Raw genomic sequence first — 19983 nt, forward strand, 5'->3', positions numbered from 1 at the left:
CTTTCTTTCTTAGAAGGGTAAACTAGAGATAGAATGGGGGGTGGCTCTCATATGGATTCACTTAAAACATCGGTTAAATATTGGGAGATCGTTCATCATCTTGTCTTAAAAGAAGATTTCCGAGTCATTCATATGAACATCGAGGAAGATATTGTGTGGCTAGAAGACGACAGAAAGAAACCGGGGCTTATTATTCGATTAGCCAATCGTACATTTGATTGGAGTAATGAGCTACGAGCAGACTCAAAGCGTGTTTTTGAAGCATCTAAACAAATCAGAAAACAAATAAACTTAAAACAGGCAAATGTCGTAAGCGTTGTCTTTTCAGCACTTGCGCCAGTTGACAGTTACGAGGATGTTACGTCGCGCGCCTTGCCGTTTACGGCAGGTGGCAAAAACCAATTTCGAACGATTTTAATTCCAATGGAGGAAATTGACCATAGACTATTTCCGCTTGCAACAGAGTGGAATTTACGAGATATGCCAACGTTTTTACCTGATACTAATTTAGAGACAGAAGAGGATCAGTACCAGTTAAGGCAGACACTACGTCAATTAGTAAAACGGATGTTTACGGAATCACGTGAAAAGGAGCGTGAGCTATTTTTCCACAGTAAGCCGAGAGTTACTTACGCGTTACTTGGCATTATAATCGCTCTATTTATTTATATAGAATCGCAAGGATCTACGATGAGTACATCGACACTCGTGGAGTTTGGTGCCAAATTTGATCCGCTTATCTTAGAAGGTGAGTGGTGGCGATTTTTTAGCGCGATGTTTTTACACATCGGAATGCTTCACTTATTCATGAATTCACTTGCACTATTTTATCTTGGTAGTGCCGTAGAACGAATTTTTGGATCGTCGCGATTTATTATCGTTTATATACTCGCTGGCTTGTTTGGTTCCGTCTCGAGCTTCGTGTTTAATGATAACGTGTCAGCAGGAGCTAGTGGTGCTATTTTTGGATGCTTTGGTGCATTGTTGTACTTTGGTATTAGACACAGGCGTATATTCTTTCGAACAATGGGATCAAGCGTATTAGTTATTTTAGCAATCAATTTAGCGTTTGGTTTTTTCGTGCCGATGGTAGATAATGCTGCTCATGTTGGTGGGTTACTTGGTGGATTTGCTGCATCTGCGATAGTGGGATTACCTAGGCAGTCTAAGCCTACCTCACAATTGATTTTTACTTTAGGGACATTTGCTGCTCTCGTAGCACTCTTACTTTTCGGGTTTAATCAATCGGTTGAATCAGAGCAAACGATGGCTATCTACTACGAACTAGGAAGAGAATCCATTGAGGATGATCGCTTAACGGATGCGATAGGCTATTTATCTGAAGTGACAGATGGTAGCGATCAATTAGACGGGGAGATTATTACCGGTCAGATTCTAGCAAATGCTTATTTTCTACTCTCGTATGCCCAGATAAACGTAGCTGATTACGAGGATGCTGAGCAAAATCTTCTTGAAGCAATTGAGTTGAATCCGGAATTTCATGAGGCATACTTTAACTTATCGCTTCTTCTAATTGAGCAAAATCGACTCGAAGAGGCCTTAGGGCGAGTTGAGCAGGCTCAAGAGATTTCTACTAATGAAAGCTATGAAGAAGTGAGAAGGCAGATAGAAGACATGCTACAGGAATAGAAATATCACATGCTTTAGTGCGAAAACGGACATGCTATTTCATAGAGGTGAAGAGCATGTCTTTTATTGAGTTAGAGCGTCTTTTAGATCGTGAGCTTGCAGTTGAGGATAATATTGATTTAATAAGATTACCACTTTCATACGGTGGCAAAAAGTTTGTTCTCTACGCTGTGGACGGATTTATTAAGGATGAAGCTTGGACACAAATACAGAGAGAATTATCTCATTTACACGAGAATTTTACGTTAGATCATCTTTTACAATCCGCAATACCTTACGTAGAAATAACAACAGAAAAGGATCCTTCTTTAGCAATGGATGCAGTCTTAGCAGGGCAAGCACTCTTATTAGTAGAAGACGAAAGTAAGATGATCCTTTTAGATACGCGAACATACCCAGTAAGAAGTCCGGAAGAGCCAGATACAGAGCGTGTTGTAAGAGGAGCGCGAGATGGATTTGTAGAGACATTTATGTTTAATTTAGCATTGATTAGAAGGAGAGTTCGAGATAAATCATTGCGCACGAACTACTTACAAATAGGAAAGCGTTCGAAGACAGATGTGTGTCTCGTTTATATGGAAGGCATTGCTTCAGATGAGCTTGTAGAAGAGGTAAGAAGCAGGCTTAAACAAATTGATGTAGACGGGCTACCTATGGCAGATAAAACGTTAGAGGAATATGTATTTGGTCATTTTTATCATCCTTATCCCCTTGTCAGATATACGGAAAGACCTGATGTGTGCGCTTCACATCTATTTGAGGGACACATTGTCATTGTCGTAGATGGCTCCCCGAGTGTCATTCTAGCACCAGCAACGTTTTGGCACCATCTTCAGCACGCGGAAGAGTTCAGGCAAAAGCCCGTAATTGGGAGTGGGATGCGACTTATCCGAATGCTTGCCGTATGGATGTCTATCTTCTTACTACCAATCTGGTTTACGTTAGTTAGCGTGGAAGGACTATTACCAGATGCGTTGTCGTTTATAGGCATTAATGAGCTCGGTGAGATCCCGTTAATACTTCAATTTATTTTTGCAGAAATAGGGGTAGAAATGCTACGAATGGCGGCGATCCACACGCCGTCAGCACTTGCTACAGCGCTCGGATTGGTGGCTGCTATTCTTATTGGGGAGGTTGCAGTTGAAGTTGGATTATTTTCCTACGAGGTTGTTTTATATGTTGCTATCGTCTCTATCGGAAGCTTTGCGACGTCGAGCTATGAATTAAGCCTTGCTAATAGGTACGTAAGACAGTTTCTTTTGCTATCCGTCGCATTTTTTCAGCTTCCAGGGTTGATTATTGGAACAACAATGGTAGTCATTCTATTAGTGTATACGAAATCACTGAATGCGCCTTATTTGTGGCCGTTTTTACCTTTTTCGTATAAAGCTTTTAAATCAATTGTATTTAGGTCTCCAATCCCGCTACTTAAAAGAAGACCAAGTATTGTAAAGCCAATTGATCAAACTAGATGATGTTACATTTCTTTCTCAAAAATTTCATCTTTAATGAACATAGAGGCTTGATTATTAATAGCCGTCGGTGCAGCTAAAACTAAGCCTAGTGGAGTTTCTTTACTATCGTTATAGATAGTAAACTGAACGCCTAGCTTACTTGCTGCCTGTACATAATTACTGTAGCTCATATACGTTAAATCTCCGTTAATAAGGAGGTTTGCATCTTTATGTTTTTCCATTAAGGTTAACACTTCTTTATACATGCCTGTTTTTCTAACTTGACCGTTTGTTAAAGCAATGTGCGCTCGCTCTGCCAAGCTACCTAAAAAGAGCTTTCTTTCTTCTGGTCGAATTTCTGGAGTACCGTACATGCCGTTTTGTAAAATTTGTTCTAGTTTTTGCTGTGCCATAAGTGCCTCCATTCTTCTTGTACACGTGTATATACATAGTATAACCAACCATAGAACGCTCAACAACATTCTACTATGTGAAACATTGAACAAAGTGTGACGATATCATTTTTTGTGTGACTAATTCCTGATATACTTAAAAAGGAGGGATGATTAATGACATATCATGAATTATTAATGCATTTAAGAAGTTATCATGCATTCATATACACTGGTGATAAAAACAGTGATCTTGATTTAATAGAGGAAGAAGTTCGCGAGCTTTTTCGACTAGGGATAGTGGAACCACATTTTCTCAAAGATGCTCTAATAGCTATTCGGGTAGAGCGCGAAAAAACGAAGAGATAGCGCCATTCGAGGGTGTGTTCGTGATACAATGTAAAGGATTAACTAATAAAGGAATGATGACGGTGTCAAAGGATGTAGTAGTAGGTATTGACGTAGGTGGGACAACGGTTAAACTTGCGTTTATTAATCTAAACGGAGATATCATGACGAAGTGGGAAATACATACAAATAGACAAGAGGCCGGACGTTATATTGTAGAAGACTTGGCAACATCTGTTCTTGAAAAAGCGAAAGAAGAGCAGATTGATATGAGTCGAGTACTAGCATGTGGAGTGGGCGCACCAGGATTTATTGATGTAGACCACGGGGTCATTTTAGAGGCCGTTAACCTTGGATGGAAAGACTATGAAATCCAAAAAGAATTGGAAGCTTTATTAGCAATTCCCGTTGTTGTTGATAATGACGCAAACGTTGCTGCTGCAGGCGAAAAATGGAAGGGTGCAGGAGAGAATGCAGAAAATCTTCTCGCTGTTACACTTGGAACTGGAGTTGGAGGCGGAATCATCGCTGGAGGTAAAATTATTCATGGTGTACAAGGTATGGCAGGAGAAATAGGTCATATTACATCAATTAAGGAGCATGGCTCTTTATGCAACTGTGGAAAGCGGGGTTGTCTAGAGACGGTTGCATCCGCTACAGGGATTGCTCGTTTAGGACTAGATAGCGTGCAGGAGCATCGCATTGGTTACTTAGATGAAATCTTTGAAGAAAAAGGTGCTATAACAGCGAAAGACGTTTTAGACGGGGCGAAGCAAGGTGATGAATTAGCGGTAGAGGTTTTAGACGAAGCAATGGAACACTTAGGATTCGCGTTAGCTAATTTAGCCAATTCGTTAAACCCAGAGATAATTGTTATTGGTGGCGGAGTGTCTAAAGCTGGAGACTTTTTAATAGAGAGCTTAGAAAAGCAATTTAAGCGATTTGCCATCCCTAGAATAGGACGTGACACAAAGCTCCATATTGCGACACTCGGCAATGATGCAGGAGTTATAGGCGCTGCTTGGCTTGCGCAAGAAACTTACGGATTAACATCATCATAAAGGGAGTATGAGCTGTGAAGGGAAATAAAATCGTACTTTTTCTACCGATGATTGTGATGATAGGATTGTTCGTATTTGGATACATGTATCTATCAGATTTAGATGCTTTCACAAATGAGCGTATTGAAGAATCTATCCAATTTGAGCTAGAAAAAGAGAATAATATAATTGATGTAAGCTGGCAGTGGGGTGGCTTTCCTGAGGATGGCGTAACAGGAAATGATTACGTAGAGCTCATTTCAGAGAATGGTGACCTTTGGCAATATGTAGATAGCGTGGAACTCACACTATTTCAAGCAGATGAAGTCATTTACACTAGCTCCGAGTGGTCAGAGACACAAGAGGGTATTGCAATAGCTTTCCCAACATATGTATCAAATGAGCAAATAGCTGGCCCGTTCGGAACAATTAATGTGACGTTAACAGAAGACGTACCTGTCTCGGCTAGGTATTATCATACGTGGGCGGAAGAAGATGGTATATTTAGCGCGGAGAGTTCATTGGGCTTTCAGCTGCAGGAAACTATTCCTGGTCAATTCTTTGTTGTTGAAGCAGAGTAAAGCGAGGGGGAGTCGGATGTGATACGAGGGGTGTCCTTTCAAAAAGGTGTGTATTTTATCGGTCGTAAATATTTGGCTGTTGCCTATGAAGAAAAGGGTCGAATAAAGTCTAGTTTACATCCCATTACGCTAAAAAGTTTAGCTCGCATGCTATGGCATATGTTTAGTTCCATGCCGTGGTATTATCATGTGCTAACTGCGGGAATACTTCTCGGCATATCCCTCCCGTTATTTTACGTAGGACCATATTTACCAAGTTACTTTCTCCTTTACTATGCATTTGGCATGCACTTTTTCTTTCCTATGCAGATGAGGAAATATCATGGGGCAGAGCATAAGGTGTTTAGTTACAAAGGTGTGGTAAGCTCGAGATATTTAGAGGAGATTAAAAAAGCAGATATACGCAATCGGAACTGCTCTACAAATATTGTTGTTCTTTATTTTATTACGACATTAATACTTGTTATCGCTATGCTTATTTTTAGGGTTTCGGATCCTTTGTTTTTTGCTAGCTATGCTGCACTGATAGCACTGCCGTTTATAAGTCCGTTTCTTCGCAAAAAACACCCATCTTCATTTATTAAATGGATACTTCAGCTAAGTAGATATTTACAGGTTGCGGTTACAACAGCGGAGCCTGAAGACTCTCACTTAAAAGTTGCCATACGATCGTATAGAAGACTTGGATTTAAAGAGATGCCGCATCGCGTTATTATCAAATCAACTCGTACATCTGACAAAAAGCCAACAAAAAAAGAGCCGTAGGCTCTTTTTTTAAATGGTAACATTCCTTACGCTACTACTCCGCCTCCGCCAGTGAAGATAATAGCGAATAGCGTGCGTACAGAAAACCAGCCGAACACAGCCACTGTGACAAATGCGAACCCAGCAGCAAAAAAGTTTTTGGTTTTTACAGATACAATTAATCCTAGTAATGATAAAATGGTGATTGCAAGCGTAATCAATCCAAGAACCATCTTTTACCCTCCTTGTAGCAGTATGAGATGACCTGAATAACCGGTCGTTTACATATAGCTGAATAATAAATTAGTATACCCATATTTATTTTACTTTTTTTTTAAATCCTTGTCGAGTCAATCTAAAGAATAAGTGCAAAATTACCGATTCTTTTGTGACAACTTACAAAACGCTTTCATCACAATTGAACAAATATGTAACTTTACGAAAGGGTAGATTTGAAATGAAGATATCAACGTTCCCATTAGGAGCTTTGCAAACAAACTGCTTTGTCGTTGAAAAAAACGAGCAGGCGGTAATCATTGATCCAGGTGGTGATGCATCCATCTTAGTTAATTACTTTGCCAAGAGAAATGTAGAGGTACAAGCTATTTTACTTACTCATGCTCATTTTGACCACATTGGAGCTGTTGATGAAGTTAGTGAGTATTTTAAAGCACCTATTTATGTTCATAAACATGAAGTCGACTGGCTACGCCTCCCAGAAAAAAATGGATCAGGAGTCTTTCCAGGAATACCGGAGATTCGCATTAAGAGGGAGGCAATCATGATCGACGGGGAACAGGAACTGACGATTGGTGAATTTACTTTCGAGCTTTATGAGACACCTGGACATTCACCTGGCAGTGTTTCGTATTATTTACCTGAAGAAAATACGATTATTTCTGGAGACGTGCTATTCCGAGGTGGGGTAGGAAGGACGGATCTTTTTGGTGGAGACCACGACACATTAATGGATTCTATTCATGATAAAATGCTACAGCTACCAGATGAAACGATTGTAAAGAATGGGCACGGTCCTGACACGACGATCGGGGAAGAAAAAGAAACGAACCCGTTTATAAACGGATTTGGTTGGTAATAATGAAAAGAGGGATATCTCCTAGTGGAGATATCCCTCAACGTTTAAATTAATGTCCAAAGCTCGGCTGCATGATAAACGTTGTGTAATAAGTGAAACCAACCATAAAGACTGTTAGATACGCACCAAATATATAAATATAAGCACGCTCAGAGAGTTTTAAATAGCTGAGTGCAACAAAAATGCCAGTTTGTGCAAAGAACAAAATTGATGCCTCTACCATGTCACCGACTAGGAATAGTACAGCAAAAATTCCAGTCCAGAATCCAAGAACTCGGTACATGCGCTCCATGACTTACCCCTCCTTTTATATGTAGCTAACTTAATATGAACGAAAGTAAGTTCACTTTATTATAAAGTAATAATTGTATGTTTGTAAATAGCAGATGGAAAGGGATACATGAAAATTGGTACCGAAGGTGGAATTTTGGAAAGAAAAGTGGTTTAATTAATAGATATAAAAGGAATTACAAAGCTGTATACAGAAAAAAAGTTGATTTATGTGACTTGAGGAGGATGTTCAAATGAGTAAAATGGATACGAAAGACTTTGTTATTGGTGCAGTTGTTGGGAGCTTAGTAGGTGCTGCTGCAGCTATGCTATTCGCTCCTAAATCAGGTAGAGAGCTTCGTACGGACATTAACGATCGCGCAACATCAGCGAAAGATAAGACAGTAGAATGGACGAATACAGCGAAAGAAAAAGGAAATGAATACACGCAGTTAGCGAAAGAAAAAACAGATGAGTGGTCTAAAGAAGCGAAGAGCCAGTGGGATAATCTAGCCGAAAAGACAAGCTCTCTAGCTAACAAGGCATCTGATGCAGGTGAAGACTTAGCATCAGACGTTAAGGACATTATGGAAGAAGAGAAGCAAGAAGGAAAAAAGCTTGCTCAACAAGTTGTGGAAGAAATTGAAGCTACAAAAGAACGTTTAAAAAATGACGTTGAAGAAGCAAAAAAAGAAAATAAGTAATTGTTTAGAAGGTCGGGACTTTCCCGATCTTTTTTTTTGTGACAAAAAATCGAAAACTTTTTTTAAGAATTAAAAGGAGATTTCATTCTCGAAGACGAATATATGTTCTAAGCAGCGAAGAAAGGATGTGGTGAATGGATATAGTAGCTAAAACAAATCAACTGTTACACTCTGCGGTAGAAGTAAGGGCTTCTGATATTCACATTGTTCCTGACGATAAGCGTATCGTCGTCAAATTCCGAATTGATGGAACAATGATGGAAGCAATGCGGTTACCACTATTTACTGGTAGAAAGCTCATCTCACACTTAAAGTTTGTTTCAGGGATGGAAGTCGGAGAAAGGAGAAGGCCTCAAAATAAACGATTAGATATGACGATCGCGAATCAAAAAATCTCGATTCGTGTATCAAGCTTTCCGTCTACACACATGGAGACACTTGTACTAAGACTTTTTCCAGAAAAACAATCCGAAGAAATTCGAAAGCTCGCACTTTTTCCCGCGCAAGCGGCCCACTTACAGAAATTGATACATAGCCCTCACGGATTAATCCTCATTTGCGGACCAACTGGTGCCGGAAAAACAACTACTCTTTATTCCTTATTACACGATAGAAAGCAAAGTAACGAAAATATTATTACACTTGAAGATCCTGTTGAGAGTCCTCAACAAGGCTTTTTACAAATGGAAATTAACGAACGTGCTGGTGTCACCTATACGACAGGGTTAAAAAGTCTTTTAAGACACGATCCTGATCTTATTATGATAGGTGAGATTAGAGATAGGGAGACAGCAGAAATTGCCATCAGTGCGGCACTAACAGGACACCTCGTTGTCTCAAGCTTGCATAGCGCTACAGCAGGTGGAGCATTCAAACGAATGTTAGATCTTGGAGTCGATTTGTCAGACCTTCAGGAGGTACTTCGTGGCGTTGTAGCACAGAAGCTCGTAGAATTAGTCTGTCCATATTGCAAAACTACTTGCTCTTTGCACTGTAAAAAGCAGAGAAAGAAGAGGAGAGCTGCTTTATATGAAATAGTGATGGAAGAAGAACTCTCACGTGCGTTCCATAGCATTGAAAATAATCGATCGTACCACGCTGACATATCGCTTCGCGATCTATATAGAAAAGGGGTGGCACTTGGATTTATTCCGATTATAAAGGAGTATGAGTATGCTGGTGCCTTGCTAGATGAAACGCGTATTTCGATCGGATGAAGACCGAGCTAGCTTTCTGATCCAACTTTCTGATTTGTTGAAAGATGGTTACCCACTTCTCGATGCTTTAACCCTTTATCAAGCTTTTGTAAAAGATCGAGAAAAGGACTGGATAGAAGACGTAAAAAAGCTATTAACAGAAGGGGATCTTTTAAGTGATGGGTTAGAAGCAGCAGGATATTCTAAAGATATTAGAAACTACCTTCAAACTATCGAGAAATACGGAGATTTACAAGTAGGTCTCGAACGAACAGGTACGTTACTCCAAAAAAGAGCATCTATGCAAAAACAACTTAAATCCATTTTAGTGTATCCTTTTATGCTTTTTATTGGTGTCGTCTTATTAGGTACTGTGTTAATGGAAGGAATTTTGCCCCAGTTCGCGCTGTTTTATGAATCAATGGGTCATGAGCTTCCATTCTTCACTCAAATAGCGATTATCTTTATAAATTGGTTCCGGCTCCCTATCTTTCTTATTGTTGTTGGTAGCGCAGTCAGTTTTCTTATTTGGTTTAAAAGAAAGCCTGTATCTGAACAGGTTAATGTTATGATCAATATTCCGTTTATCTCTCTTTATTTGAAGCAGCTGTTAACCTATTACTTCGCTGCGCAGCTTGCTCCAATGCTTCAGAACGGACTATCGTTACAGGACTCTTTGTGCATTATGTCAGAAGAATCTAAGCTAGTATTTTTTCAACTTGAAGCGAGCTCTTTATTGGAATATTTGAAGGATGGAGAGGACTTTCCTGCTCTATTGGCTTCTAAAAGACACTTCATACCACAGCTTGCTCTTGTTGTGAGCTTCGGCGAGAAGAAAGGGGAACTTGCAAATGAACTGGATACGTTTGCGCAATTTTTATTTACAAAAATGTATGAGCGCACGTATTCGCTAATGAAATTAATTCAGCCCGTATTCTTTTGCCTAGTAGGGCTACTTGTTATCACGCTCTTTTTATCAATGATGCTCCCTGTATTTTCATTATTAGATGAATGGTAGGAGGATAAAGATGAAAAAAAGGAGACTTATTCAACATCAAAAAGGGTTTACTCTTATCGAGATGATGATTGTATTAGTAATCATCTCCATACTATTGCTTGTATTTATACCTAATTTAACAAAAAATCAAGAGGTCGCGTCAGGGAAAGGCTGTGAGGCGACACTAGATTTAGCTAATGCTCAACTACTTGCATATGAAATTGACCACGGAACGAAAGCAAGCTCCATTGACTCGCTAGTGCCTACCTATATGGAGAGAGCAACGTGTCCTGATGGATCTGATATTCGTTTAGTAAATGGAATGGCTCAGACTAGTGGTGAAAACTGAACAAGGTTATTTATTATGGGAGACCTTAATCGCTTTATTTATCACAGCACTCGTTTCCTTAATTTGTATTGCCTCAACGCAAGCTTTGACTACTAGTGTACAAAAAAATCATACAGAAACACTTCTTACAAGCGACTTATTGTACTACCAGTATCTAGCGAAATCAGTCAATCAATCGCACCGGTTTATTTTCCAACCAGTTGGAGGCTACGATGTTTACCGTTTAAACACTCGCGTCCATTCTCGTCGTTTAGGGGAAAAGACTCGCTTCCAACCGGGATCATTAGGAATTACAGAGCTACAGTTTACAAATCAAGGAACGATTACACGCCCTGGATCTATTCGCGTTACCGATGTAGATCAAGTGCGCATCCTTATGTTTCAGCTAGGAAGTGGGAGGTTTTATTTTGCGCCACTCTGAAAAAGGTAGCCTTATGCTAGAAGTGATGATTGCACTATTCATTCTCATCACTCTTATAAACGTGTTTGCTCATATTTATGCGATGACGACTTCCAATCGACTTCTAATTAGAGAGGAATGGATGACGTATCAAGAATTAAAAGGGGATAATGCGCATGGTCAATATACGCGTGTTCAGTCGCCAATATTAACAGAGAGGTGTGTGGAGCATAAACACAAATCTGTTTGCTTACCTGCATCTGTTACTCTCAAATAGAGGGGTAACTCTACTTCAAAGTTTAGTTGCACTAGCTCTATTTATGCTCTTTATTCCTTTAACACTAGCGTTACTTTCCACCTATTCAAAAGCAACATCAAATCAAGTTACGACTCATCAAGAGTCCGTGTTATTTATCGATCAACTAGAGAAAGAAGTGAGAGAAAGTGATACGTATGTGCTAAGACCTCGAGAAATTGAGATGACAAAAAATGGTCAACGAATTCGTTATCAGCTTTATCAGAGTAGAATCAGAAGACAAGTCAATCAAGCTGGGCATGAAATTGTCCTCCAAAACGTTGATTCGATCGCTTACTCTCTTCATCCAAAAGGTATAACTATATTCATACAATCAGGAACGTACAGTGCATCTTATCTTCTTCTTACGAAGGTGTACTTTGACTCATGAGGAATCAACAAGGGAGTTCATTGTTATTTAGTATGTTATTAGTCATTCTCTTTACGGCGGTCATTTCAACCTTAATCCTTCATTATGAATCAGAGAAGCGTTTTTTTAAGCTCGCATCTGATCAAACCTATTTAGATCAACTCCTGATAGTTGCTAGTAAGGAAGCGTTAATAGAAATGGATCGTTTAGGTGATTCTTTCGAAACCACTGTCTCTGATAACTCCATTACTATACACGTATCTGCAGTTATAGATGGGGGAAATGCCTCGATCGTAGTTAGCGTCTCAAAAAATCCATATGCAAAAGAGGCGATTATTCTTTATAATGTGGAGACAAAGACAATATTGACTTGGTCGGAGAGGATGCAATAACGTTGCAAACAATAGTGCTAATTGGATTCATGGGTGCTGGCAAGACGACAATAGGAAAGCTCCTGGCAGATAAAACAGGAGTACACTTTACTGATCTTGATCAATACATAGAGAAGCAGGCTGGCAAAACGATTAAAGATATTTTTAAAGATAGTGGGGAAGCGGAGTTTCGAAGGTTAGAAAGTGCTGCGCTTAAAGATCTCCTAAGTAGGGGTGGCATCATTTCAACTGGAGGAGGAGTGGTCGAGAATAAGAAAAACGTCGAGGAAATGCTCATGCATGCCTTTGTAATTTATCTTCATGCTGACTTTGAAACGCTATACGAACGTATTAAACAAGATACGGCGCGCCCACTAGCATCTTTAGATAAAGAGTTGCTACAAAAGCGGTATACGAACCGCTTACCTCTTTACAACCAAGCTCATGCTAGGATTGATACGGCTGATCAATCAGAAGAACAATCGGTTGAATTAGTTTTATCAGAGCTTAATAACGCATAAGGGGTTTAAATACTCAAAATGTGCACATCCTATAGGTGGAGGTGCACAACATGAAAACAGATGAATATGTGCGGTACGTAACAACTTGGGCGATGAAGCCCAAAAAAAGGACTCATCGTCCACTAGCTTTTCACTTATTTGGATTTATACCAATGGCTATTCGATTATTATTTTCAAGACATAAATAAGAGCGGCTTCCTCAACTAGAGGAGTCGCTCTTATAGTTAGACTAGAAGGTCAGTAATGATCGGTCTTTTAAGTAAATGACAGCCGTTTGAATCGTTTTTAGCTCAATTATTGGAGTATACCTTGATTCGATTTCCTTTTCTTTCTTTTTAAAATAGTTTGGTTCAAACGCCTCTTTCACATGATGTAATAACTGGAGCTCTTTATCCCTTTCTTTTAGCGCATGGAAAGCCCAATCAGTTGATTCTTGCTGAAGTTGCTCTAAAAGGCGAGCGTGAACGCGTTTCACTGCGGAAGGATACTTAATGATTGGGTTTAATGTGTAATGATAGTTAGAAAGTGATTCTTTTAACGCTCGGCCACTTACTTTATGCATCATGTTTTCGTGCATTTCTCCAGAATGAAGCTGAATGCCTACCGAATACGTGCGCTCAGCACGATTTTGACATTGATAACTAATCTGACCATTAACTAAAAGCCATGGGATAAGCGGAGTAGGCTCTGTTGCTTGTGTTTGTTCATAAAAAATACCTAATGAACCATGCTTTACAGCTTCATTTTCTAACTGCTTTACTCGCAATCCAGCATGTTCCACATATTCATTATCAGGTCCACGAGCTAGCGTTTGATCTGTATGGAAATAACGCGTCATAGGAACACCTTTCAGACCGATTTTTTCACGGTAATGCCAATAGAAAGGTCGATTCATAAGCTTTTTGTCCTCTGCTTCTGATAACTGAACCTTAATACCTTGTGCATCTCGCTCGCACAAACAATCGTACGCATGAAAATAGCGATGGATAAAATCTAGCAGGTTAGTTTGCGTCATGTCTTTCCTCCTCTAGCAAATGAGATAGATGCTCGAGTCTGAGCTTTATTTCGCTAGTTGAACGCTTCTTAGTGAATGTTTGCGTCATATAGGACTCTATGTCCGTGCGCGCTACGTCCTCTAAAATAGTGTCGACTTCACCTACGACGCCCTCAAATAAGCCAATTTTTTTATACAGTAATGATAATAGGTGATCCTCGATCGTTTCTTTAACTGCGACATGGACGACCGTCACATCTTTAGATTGACCATGCCTATGGAGTCTTCCAATTCTTTGTTCGATCCGCATTGGATTCCAAGGAAGGTCATAGTTTATGAGTCGGTTGCAAAACTGAAGGTTTACTCCTTCGTTCCCTGCTTCTGTAGCAATCATGATTTGTGCACGATCTTTAAAAACCTGTTTCATCCACTCTTTCTTTCCTCGTTTAAAACCCCCTCTAAAAGGCACGCATATATACCCGGCTTGGGTTAAAAATGCCTGTAAATAAAGCTGGGTTGCACGATACTCCGTAAAAATAAGTACTTTATCAGACCCCCAGCTTTTTATCTGATTTAACACTTCCTTAGCCTTCGCGTGATGGTCTACCTGCTGCATAGCTGCTAACAGCTCCTGAAGGTCTCCTGTATCTTCTAGCTTTTCTTCTTTTAGCGCTTTGACCATGGTTGTTAATGCGGCAAATTTACTTGAGCACCACTCCCGTCTCAGAGTTAAAGAGAGGAGTGAGTTAACAGCTTGTAAGTCATCAAGCTTTTCATAGACCTGTGTCTCTTCGGGCGAAAAGTCAATTAACGTTGTCGAGACAATTCGTTTCGGCCACTCTATAGAGGTATCCTTGCGCCTCGTTCGTATCATCACGCTTTTAACTAATGCTTTCATCTGGTCATCTGTTAACGATTTTTCGTGAGAAGCAGAGAGAAGACCTGGACGTAAGATAGATACTAAGTGGATTAATTCTTTTACTTTATTTTGCATAGGTGTTGCAGTTAACAATAAACAAAATTTCTTTTTTAGTTGCTGAACAAATTGATGATTTCTAGACTGATGATTTTTAAGCTTATGAGCCTCATCGATAATGATCATGTCATAATTAATGGCTAAGATAGCCTCTCTATTAGGCTCACGCTTTGCAAGCTCCATAGAGGAAATAATAATATCGTACGTCTCCCAATCTACGCCTTTTCTCTTCTCATAAGCCGGCAATAAAAACTTTGTGCGAAGCTCTTCTCCCCATTGAGAAACTAATGAGGCAGGGCAAAGTATCAGAACCTTTTTCACAATATTTCGGTGCATATACTCTTTTAAAATTAATCCTGCTTCAATCGTTTTACCAAGCCCAACCTCATCCGCTAACAAAGCGCTTCCGTTTAATTCAAAAAGGACACGCTTACAGGCGTCAAGTTGATAATCATGTAAGGTGACATTTGGCAAGTGTGATAAAGAGACGATTCCATCAAATGGGAGGTTATGTAGCGCCTCGTTGATATCGTAAGCTAACGTAAATTGATCCCACGTCGTTATAGGATGCTGGTCTGTCAGTTTTTCTGACAAAGAATCTTTAAGTAGTACATCAATCATGATAACGCCTCCACTAATCAGAAAATGCAAAAAAAACAGAATGTATCTTGCCTTGAAATTACGTTCAGTGATACGATGTATATAGTATGAACCAAACGAAAGAAATTTATGTAAATATTTGCGAATGACAATAGGGGGAGAGGGCGACTCATCGTAGTCGACGCCGAAGGAGCAAACGGAGACGTGAATCTCTCAGGCAAAAGAGACTTCTATTGGACGCAACTCTGGAGAGCATCTGGATACTTAGCAGAGCACCGATGGGGAAACCTTTATGAGGGAAACTCTCAGGTACAAAGACAGAGACACACTACTTTTTAGGGGTGTCTCTGTCTTTTTTTGTGCAAAAGATGCTTTTATCACGTGAAATTGGTTTTTATTTTATGGAGGTGCAAGAATGACGTTAAAGCGAACGCCACTTTATGATGAGTATAAACGTGTTGGTGCAAAAACAATCGATTTTGGTGGTTGGGATTTACCGGTTCAATTTTCTTCTATTAAAGAGGAACATGAAGCAGTTCGAACAAAGGCAGGCCTATTCGATGTTTCTCATATGGGAGAGGTTGAGGTGAAAGGGTCTGGGGCGATTACGTACTTGCAAAAAATGATGACAAATGATGTTAGTAAAATGAAGGATAATCAGTGCCAATATACAGCTATGTGCTATGAAGATGGTGGAACAGTGGATGATCTTGTGATCTATCGTCGCTCGGAAACGGACTTTTTATTAGTGGTGAATGCCTCTAATCAAGAGAAGGATGCGCAGTGGCTAATAGACCATGCAACGGAGGACGTAGAAGTAACAGATGTATCCGATAACTATGCGCAGTTAGCGCTACAAGGGCCCATGGCGGAAAAGGTTGCAAATCGTTTGACGGATGAGGAGTTATCAGATATTTCCTTTTTCCGATTTAAAGATCACGTGACCCTTGCTGGTAAAAAAGTACTTATCTCTAGAACAGGATATACAGGTGAAGATGGTTTTGAAATCTATTGTCACCCTCAGGATGCGACAGAGCTTTGGCAAGCGCTTCTAAAAGAAGGTGAAGCGGAGGGACTTGTTCCTTGTGGTTTAGGAGCACGTGACACGCTCCGATTTGAGGCAAAGCTTGCCTTATATGGTCAAGAGCTCTCTAAAGAAATTTCGCCACTTGAGGCTGGGATTGGATTTGTTGTAAAAACAGAAAAAGAGCCTGCTGCTATTGGGCAGAAGGCATTAAAGCAACAAAAGGAAGAGGGGCTTCAAAGAAAGCTTGTCGGAATCGAGATGATTGACAAAGGAATTCCAAGAACCGACTACGAGGTTTATCACAATGATAGACAAATTGGCTTTGTCACGTCAGGCACGCAGTCTCCTACTTTGCAAAAGAATATTGGGCTTGCATTAATTGAGACGGTGTTCACAGAGCTTGGAACGGAAGTAGACGTGCAGGTTCGTAAAAAGCGTTTGAAGGCAAAAGTTGTCGCTACACCATTTTATAAGCGTGAGAAGAACTAAAGAGGAGGATCATCATGAATCGCTATCGATATTTACCACTAACTGAGCAAGATGAGAAAGAGATGCTGCAAACTATCGGAGTATCAAATTTGGATGAATTATTTGAGGATATTCCAGACAGCATCAAATTTAAGGGTGATTTAAAGCTACAGGAAGCTTTGGACGAAACCGCACTTGTTAAAGAGATGAGCCGTCTAGCTCAAGCAAATACGCATGTCAAAGAGTTCCCCTCGTTTTTAGGGGCTGGTGTCTATGAGCATTATATTCCTTCTGTTGTCAATCATATGCTACTGCGCTCAGAGTTTTTTACAGCTTATACTCCTTACCAACCGGAGATTTCACAAGGAGAGCTACAGGGGATTTTTGAATTTCAGACGATGATTGCTGAATTGACGCAAATGGATTTAGCGAACTCCTCTATGTATGATGGTCCGACAGCTTTATCAGAGGCAGCAATGATGAGTGCTGCTGAAACGAAAAAGAAGACGATCCTTGTCTCAAAAACTGTTCATCCCGAAGCGCGTCAGGTGCTTAAAACGAATGCTTCTGGCCAGAGCTTAACGGTTATTGAGATTGACGAAAAGGACGGACAAACTTCCCTTGAGGACTTAAAGGCAAAATATAACGATGACACTGCTTGTGTAGTCGTTCAATATCCAAACTTCTTAGGAGAAGTTGAAGATTTAGCAGCGATTGAGAAAATTGCTCATTCTGAAAAGAAGAGCCTCCTCGTTGTTTCCTCCAATCCTCTAAGTCTTGGTGTTTTAAAGCCGCCAGGAGCATTTGGTGCAGATGTAGTTGTTGGGGATGCTCAGCCGTTCGGAATTCCGATGCAGTTAGGTGGACCGCACTGCGGCTATTTTGCTGTCACCAAAAAACTAATGCGGAAAGTACCAGGTCGACTAGTTGGCCAAACGACAGATGACCAGGGACAAAGAGGTTTTGTGTTAACTCTGCAGGCACGCGAGCAACACATTAGACGCGAAAAAGCGACTAGTAATATTTGTTCAAATCAGGCGCTTAACGCTCTTGGTGCTTCTATCGCTATGAGTGCAATTGGGAAACAAGGCTTAAAAGAAATGGCGATGCAAAACATTCAGAAGGCGAATTATGCCAAGCGTGCGCTTGAAGCGGCAGGTATACCTGTTGTGACAACGGGGGCATTCTTTAACGAGTTTGTCATTGACGTGAAGCGTTCTGTGAAAGAAGTGAATCAAGAGCTGTTTGAAAAAGGGATTATCGGAGGATTCGATCTAGCTCGTTTTTATCCAGAGAAGGAAGGTCACATGCTTTTAGCCGTGACAGAGCTTCGAACGAAAAAGGAAATTGATCAGCTAGTGGCATCACTTGGGGAGGTTGTGGCATGAAAAACCAAGCACTTATTTTTGAGTTGAGTAAGGAAGGACGTATCGGTCATAGTTTACCTGAAATGGACACGGAAGAAGTCTCGTTATCAGAACTTTTACCACAAGAGATGATACGTACAGATGATGCGGAGCTACCTGAAGTATCCGAGTTACAGCTAGTAAGACACTATACGGCACTATCTAAGCGTAACCACGGTGTTGATTCTGGTTTTTATCCACTAGGCTCGTGTACGATGAAGTACAATCCAAAAATTAATGAAGACATGGCTCGTTTGCCAGGGTTTGCTCATATTCACCCTTATCAAGATGAGTCACAGCTTCAAGGAGCTTTAGAGCTTATGTATTACCTGCAGGAGTCATTAGCGGAAATCACTGGAATGGATCAAGTGACGCTTCAACCAGCTGCAGGTGCTCATGGAGAGTGGACAGGGCTTATGCTGATCAGAGCGTATCATGAAGCGAATAATGATTCAAAGCGCACAAAGGTAATCGTACCTGACTCTGCGCACGGTACGAACCCTGCTTCAGCTGTTGTAGCTGGATTTGACGCTGTGACAGTTAGGTCGACAGAAGAAGGCCTAGTAGATCTTGATCACTTGCGCGAGCTTGCAGGAGATGATACTGCAGCACTTATGTTAACGAATCCTAATACATTAGGTTTATTCGAGCGTCAAATTGAAGAAATGGCAGCGATTATTCACGAAGCTGGCGGGAAGCTTTATTATGATGGTGCCAATTCAAACGCCATTTTAGGAATTAGTCGTCCTGGAGACATGGGCTTTGACGTCGTTCATTTAAACTTACACAAAACATTTACGACTCCTCACGGGGGCGGAGGGCCAGGATCTGGACCTGTAGGTGTTAAAAAGGATTTAATTCCTTATCTACCTGCACCTGTTGTTGATGTGAAGGACGGCACGTACTTCCTTGATTATGAGCGTGATGAGACAATCGGACGAGTGAAGCCTTTTTATGGTAACTTTGGTATCAACGTACGCGCATATACGTACATTCGCACGATGGGAGCAGAGGGTCTAAGACTTGTCTCTCGCTATGCTGTTTTAAATGCTAACTATATGTTTAGACGCTTAGAGCCTTACTTTGATGCTCCTTATACGCAACACTGTAAGCACGAGTTTGTTTTGTCAGGGAAGCGTCAGAAAAAGCTTGGTGTGAGAACGTTAGATATGGCAAAGCGTTTACTCGATTTTGGGTATCATCCACCGACGATCTACTTCCCTATTAACGTAGAGGAATGTCTAATGATTGAACCGACGGAGACAGAGTCTAAAGAGACTCTTGATGAATTCTGTGATGCCATGATTCAAATCGCCAAAGAAGCAGAGGAAACTCCTGAGGTTGTGCAAGAAGCACCTCATACGACTGTCATTGGACGTTTAGACGAAACGACAGCTGCAAGAAAGCCAATTCTGCGTTATGAAAAAGAAAAAGAATTAGTAGAACAGTAATAATATGGCCGAGACAAACGCGATTGAAGGTTGTCTCGGCTTATTTGTTGATGCTTGTATGTGGTGTCTAGTATAAGGAGAAAAGTGGATTTTCGGATAATGGAAGGGCAAAAGTGGATAATCGGAGCATGTTTTCGGATAATGGAAGGCCAAAAGCGGATAATCAGAGCGTATTTTCGGATAATGCAAAGGCAAAAGCGGATAATCGGAGCGCGTTTTCGGATAATGCAAAGGCAAAAGTGGATAATCGAAGCAAGTTTTCGGATAATCAACCCCCCTCCCC

General features: G+C 40.5%; 25 protein-coding genes and 2 riboswitches. Of the genes, 20 read left to right on the forward strand and 5 right to left on the reverse strand.

Annotated elements, in window-relative coordinates; translation table 11 throughout:
- Positions 1-51: 51 nt before the first annotated feature.
- Entirely contained in the window at positions 52-1650 is a 1599-nt protein-coding gene (locus FLK61_RS08015) for a rhomboid family intramembrane serine protease (protein ID WP_176008954.1), read from the forward strand.
- Positions 1651-1706: 56 nt separating this feature from the next.
- On the forward strand, positions 1707-3125 hold the full coding sequence (locus tag FLK61_RS08020) for a spore germination protein (RefSeq protein WP_176008955.1): 1419 nt from the start codon (positions 1707-1709) through the stop codon (positions 3123-3125).
- A 2-nt stretch (positions 3126-3127) separates the two neighbouring features.
- Here the strand turns inward: FLK61_RS08020 and FLK61_RS08025 are convergent, their stop codons facing one another.
- Entirely contained in the window at positions 3128-3517 is a 390-nt protein-coding gene (locus FLK61_RS08025; protein WP_176008956.1) for a YueI family protein, read from the reverse strand.
- A gap of 156 nt (positions 3518-3673) precedes the next feature.
- On the opposite strand from FLK61_RS08025, the gene FLK61_RS08030 reads away from it, so the two are divergent.
- Genes FLK61_RS08030 through FLK61_RS08045 form a run of 4 tightly spaced genes read left to right on the forward strand, consistent with a single transcriptional unit; the run spans position 3674 to position 6230 of the window.
- Positions 3674-3865 carry a YqgQ family protein gene (locus tag FLK61_RS08030; protein WP_176008957.1) on the forward strand — a complete coding sequence of 64 codons (192 nt, stop codon included), beginning with the start codon at positions 3674-3676 and terminating at the stop codon, positions 3863-3865.
- 53 nt (positions 3866-3918) lie between these two features.
- Entirely contained in the window at positions 3919-4905 is a 987-nt protein-coding gene (locus FLK61_RS08035; protein ID WP_283811907.1) for an ROK family glucokinase, read from the forward strand.
- Positions 4906-4919: 14 nt separating this feature from the next.
- A complete protein-coding gene (locus FLK61_RS08040; protein ID WP_176008958.1) occupies positions 4920-5465 on the forward strand; it encodes a hypothetical protein in 546 nt (181 codons plus the stop codon).
- Positions 5466-5483: 18 nt separating this feature from the next.
- A complete protein-coding gene (locus tag FLK61_RS08045) occupies positions 5484-6230 on the forward strand; it encodes a DUF1385 domain-containing protein (protein WP_176008959.1) in 747 nt (248 codons plus the stop codon).
- A 26-nt stretch (positions 6231-6256) separates the two neighbouring features.
- Here the strand turns inward: FLK61_RS08045 and FLK61_RS08050 are convergent, their stop codons facing one another.
- A complete protein-coding gene (locus FLK61_RS08050) occupies positions 6257-6442 on the reverse strand; it encodes a DUF2759 family protein (protein ID WP_176008960.1) in 186 nt (61 codons plus the stop codon).
- A gap of 224 nt (positions 6443-6666) precedes the next feature.
- On the opposite strand from FLK61_RS08050, the gene FLK61_RS08055 reads away from it, so the two are divergent.
- Positions 6667-7305 carry an MBL fold metallo-hydrolase gene (locus tag FLK61_RS08055; protein ID WP_176008961.1) on the forward strand — a complete coding sequence of 213 codons (639 nt, stop codon included), beginning with the start codon at positions 6667-6669 and terminating at the stop codon, positions 7303-7305.
- A gap of 49 nt (positions 7306-7354) precedes the next feature.
- On the opposite strand, the gene FLK61_RS08060 is transcribed toward FLK61_RS08055, so the two are convergent.
- The gene (locus FLK61_RS08060) at positions 7355-7597 is read right to left on the reverse strand and encodes a DUF2626 domain-containing protein (RefSeq protein ID WP_176008962.1); all 243 of its coding nucleotides are present in this window, start codon (positions 7595-7597) and stop codon (positions 7355-7357) included.
- A gap of 232 nt (positions 7598-7829) precedes the next feature.
- On the opposite strand from FLK61_RS08060, the gene FLK61_RS08065 reads away from it, so the two are divergent.
- From FLK61_RS08065 to FLK61_RS08110, 10 genes are all read left to right on the forward strand, one after another.
- Positions 7830-8279, forward strand: a complete 450-nt coding sequence (locus tag FLK61_RS08065) for a YtxH domain-containing protein (RefSeq protein WP_176008963.1) — start codon at positions 7830-7832, stop codon at positions 8277-8279.
- Positions 8280-8413: 134 nt separating this feature from the next.
- Positions 8414-9496: a competence type IV pilus ATPase ComGA gene (gene comGA / locus FLK61_RS08070; RefSeq protein ID WP_176008964.1), complete on the forward strand. Its 1083-nt coding sequence runs from the start codon at positions 8414-8416 to the stop codon at positions 9494-9496.
- A complete protein-coding gene (gene comGB, locus FLK61_RS08075; protein WP_176008965.1) occupies positions 9471-10493 on the forward strand; it encodes a competence type IV pilus assembly protein ComGB in 1023 nt (340 codons plus the stop codon). Before comGA ends, comGB begins: the two co-directional genes overlap by 26 nt.
- A gap of 10 nt (positions 10494-10503) precedes the next feature.
- On the forward strand, positions 10504-10821 hold the full coding sequence (comGC, locus tag FLK61_RS08080) for a competence type IV pilus major pilin ComGC (RefSeq protein ID WP_176008966.1): 318 nt from the start codon (positions 10504-10506) through the stop codon (positions 10819-10821).
- Entirely contained in the window at positions 10808-11242 is a 435-nt protein-coding gene (locus tag FLK61_RS08085; protein ID WP_176008967.1) for a hypothetical protein, read from the forward strand. Before comGC ends, FLK61_RS08085 begins: the two co-directional genes overlap by 14 nt.
- The gene (locus tag FLK61_RS08090) at positions 11229-11498 is read left to right on the forward strand and encodes a hypothetical protein (protein ID WP_176008968.1); all 270 of its coding nucleotides are present in this window, start codon (positions 11229-11231) and stop codon (positions 11496-11498) included. The genes FLK61_RS08085 and FLK61_RS08090 overlap by 14 nt, the downstream gene beginning before the upstream one ends.
- Positions 11443-11907 (forward strand): competence type IV pilus minor pilin ComGF, encoded by a 465-nt coding sequence (gene comGF / locus FLK61_RS08095; RefSeq protein ID WP_283811898.1) that lies wholly within the window; start codon positions 11443-11445, stop codon positions 11905-11907. The genes FLK61_RS08090 and comGF overlap by 56 nt, the downstream gene beginning before the upstream one ends.
- Entirely contained in the window at positions 11904-12278 is a 375-nt protein-coding gene (locus tag FLK61_RS08100) for a hypothetical protein (RefSeq protein WP_176008970.1), read from the forward strand. The genes comGF and FLK61_RS08100 overlap by 4 nt, the downstream gene beginning before the upstream one ends.
- 2 nt (positions 12279-12280) lie before the next feature.
- Positions 12281-12778: a shikimate kinase gene (locus tag FLK61_RS08105; protein ID WP_176008971.1), complete on the forward strand. Its 498-nt coding sequence runs from the start codon at positions 12281-12283 to the stop codon at positions 12776-12778.
- Positions 12779-12828: 50 nt separating this feature from the next.
- Positions 12829-12966, forward strand: coding sequence for a YqzE family protein (locus FLK61_RS08110; RefSeq protein WP_176008972.1), 138 nt, complete (start codon positions 12829-12831; stop codon positions 12964-12966).
- A 41-nt stretch (positions 12967-13007) separates the two neighbouring features.
- On the opposite strand, the gene FLK61_RS08115 is transcribed toward FLK61_RS08110, so the two are convergent.
- Positions 13008-13793, reverse strand: coding sequence for a YqhG family protein (locus tag FLK61_RS08115; RefSeq protein WP_176008973.1), 786 nt, complete (start codon positions 13791-13793; stop codon positions 13008-13010).
- Positions 13780-15369 carry a DEAD/DEAH box helicase gene (locus FLK61_RS08120; RefSeq protein ID WP_176008974.1) on the reverse strand — a complete coding sequence of 530 codons (1590 nt, stop codon included), beginning with the start codon at positions 15367-15369 and terminating at the stop codon, positions 13780-13782. Before FLK61_RS08120 ends, FLK61_RS08115 begins: the two co-directional genes overlap by 14 nt.
- Before the next feature lie 124 nt (positions 15370-15493).
- Positions 15494-15588: riboswitch (glycine riboswitch) on the forward strand.
- Positions 15589-15591: 3 nt separating this feature from the next.
- Positions 15592-15671, forward strand: a riboswitch (glycine riboswitch).
- Between the two features lie 92 nt (positions 15672-15763).
- Here FLK61_RS08120 and gcvT point away from each other — a divergent pair.
- The 3 genes from gcvT to gcvPB are packed head-to-tail and all read left to right on the forward strand — an operon-like array spanning position 15764 to position 19700.
- A complete protein-coding gene (gene gcvT / locus FLK61_RS08125; protein WP_176008975.1) occupies positions 15764-16864 on the forward strand; it encodes a glycine cleavage system aminomethyltransferase GcvT in 1101 nt (366 codons plus the stop codon).
- A gap of 14 nt (positions 16865-16878) precedes the next feature.
- A complete protein-coding gene (gene gcvPA / locus FLK61_RS08130; protein WP_176008976.1) occupies positions 16879-18231 on the forward strand; it encodes an aminomethyl-transferring glycine dehydrogenase subunit GcvPA in 1353 nt (450 codons plus the stop codon).
- Positions 18228-19700: an aminomethyl-transferring glycine dehydrogenase subunit GcvPB gene (gene gcvPB / locus FLK61_RS08135; protein WP_176008977.1), complete on the forward strand. Its 1473-nt coding sequence runs from the start codon at positions 18228-18230 to the stop codon at positions 19698-19700. The genes gcvPA and gcvPB overlap by 4 nt, the downstream gene beginning before the upstream one ends.
- Positions 19701-19983 lie beyond the last annotated feature (283 nt).

Origin of the sequence: Paenalkalicoccus suaedae (assembly GCF_006965545.2) — a bacterium.
Lineage (GTDB): Bacteria > Bacillota > Bacilli > Bacillales > Salisediminibacteriaceae > Paenalkalicoccus > Paenalkalicoccus suaedae.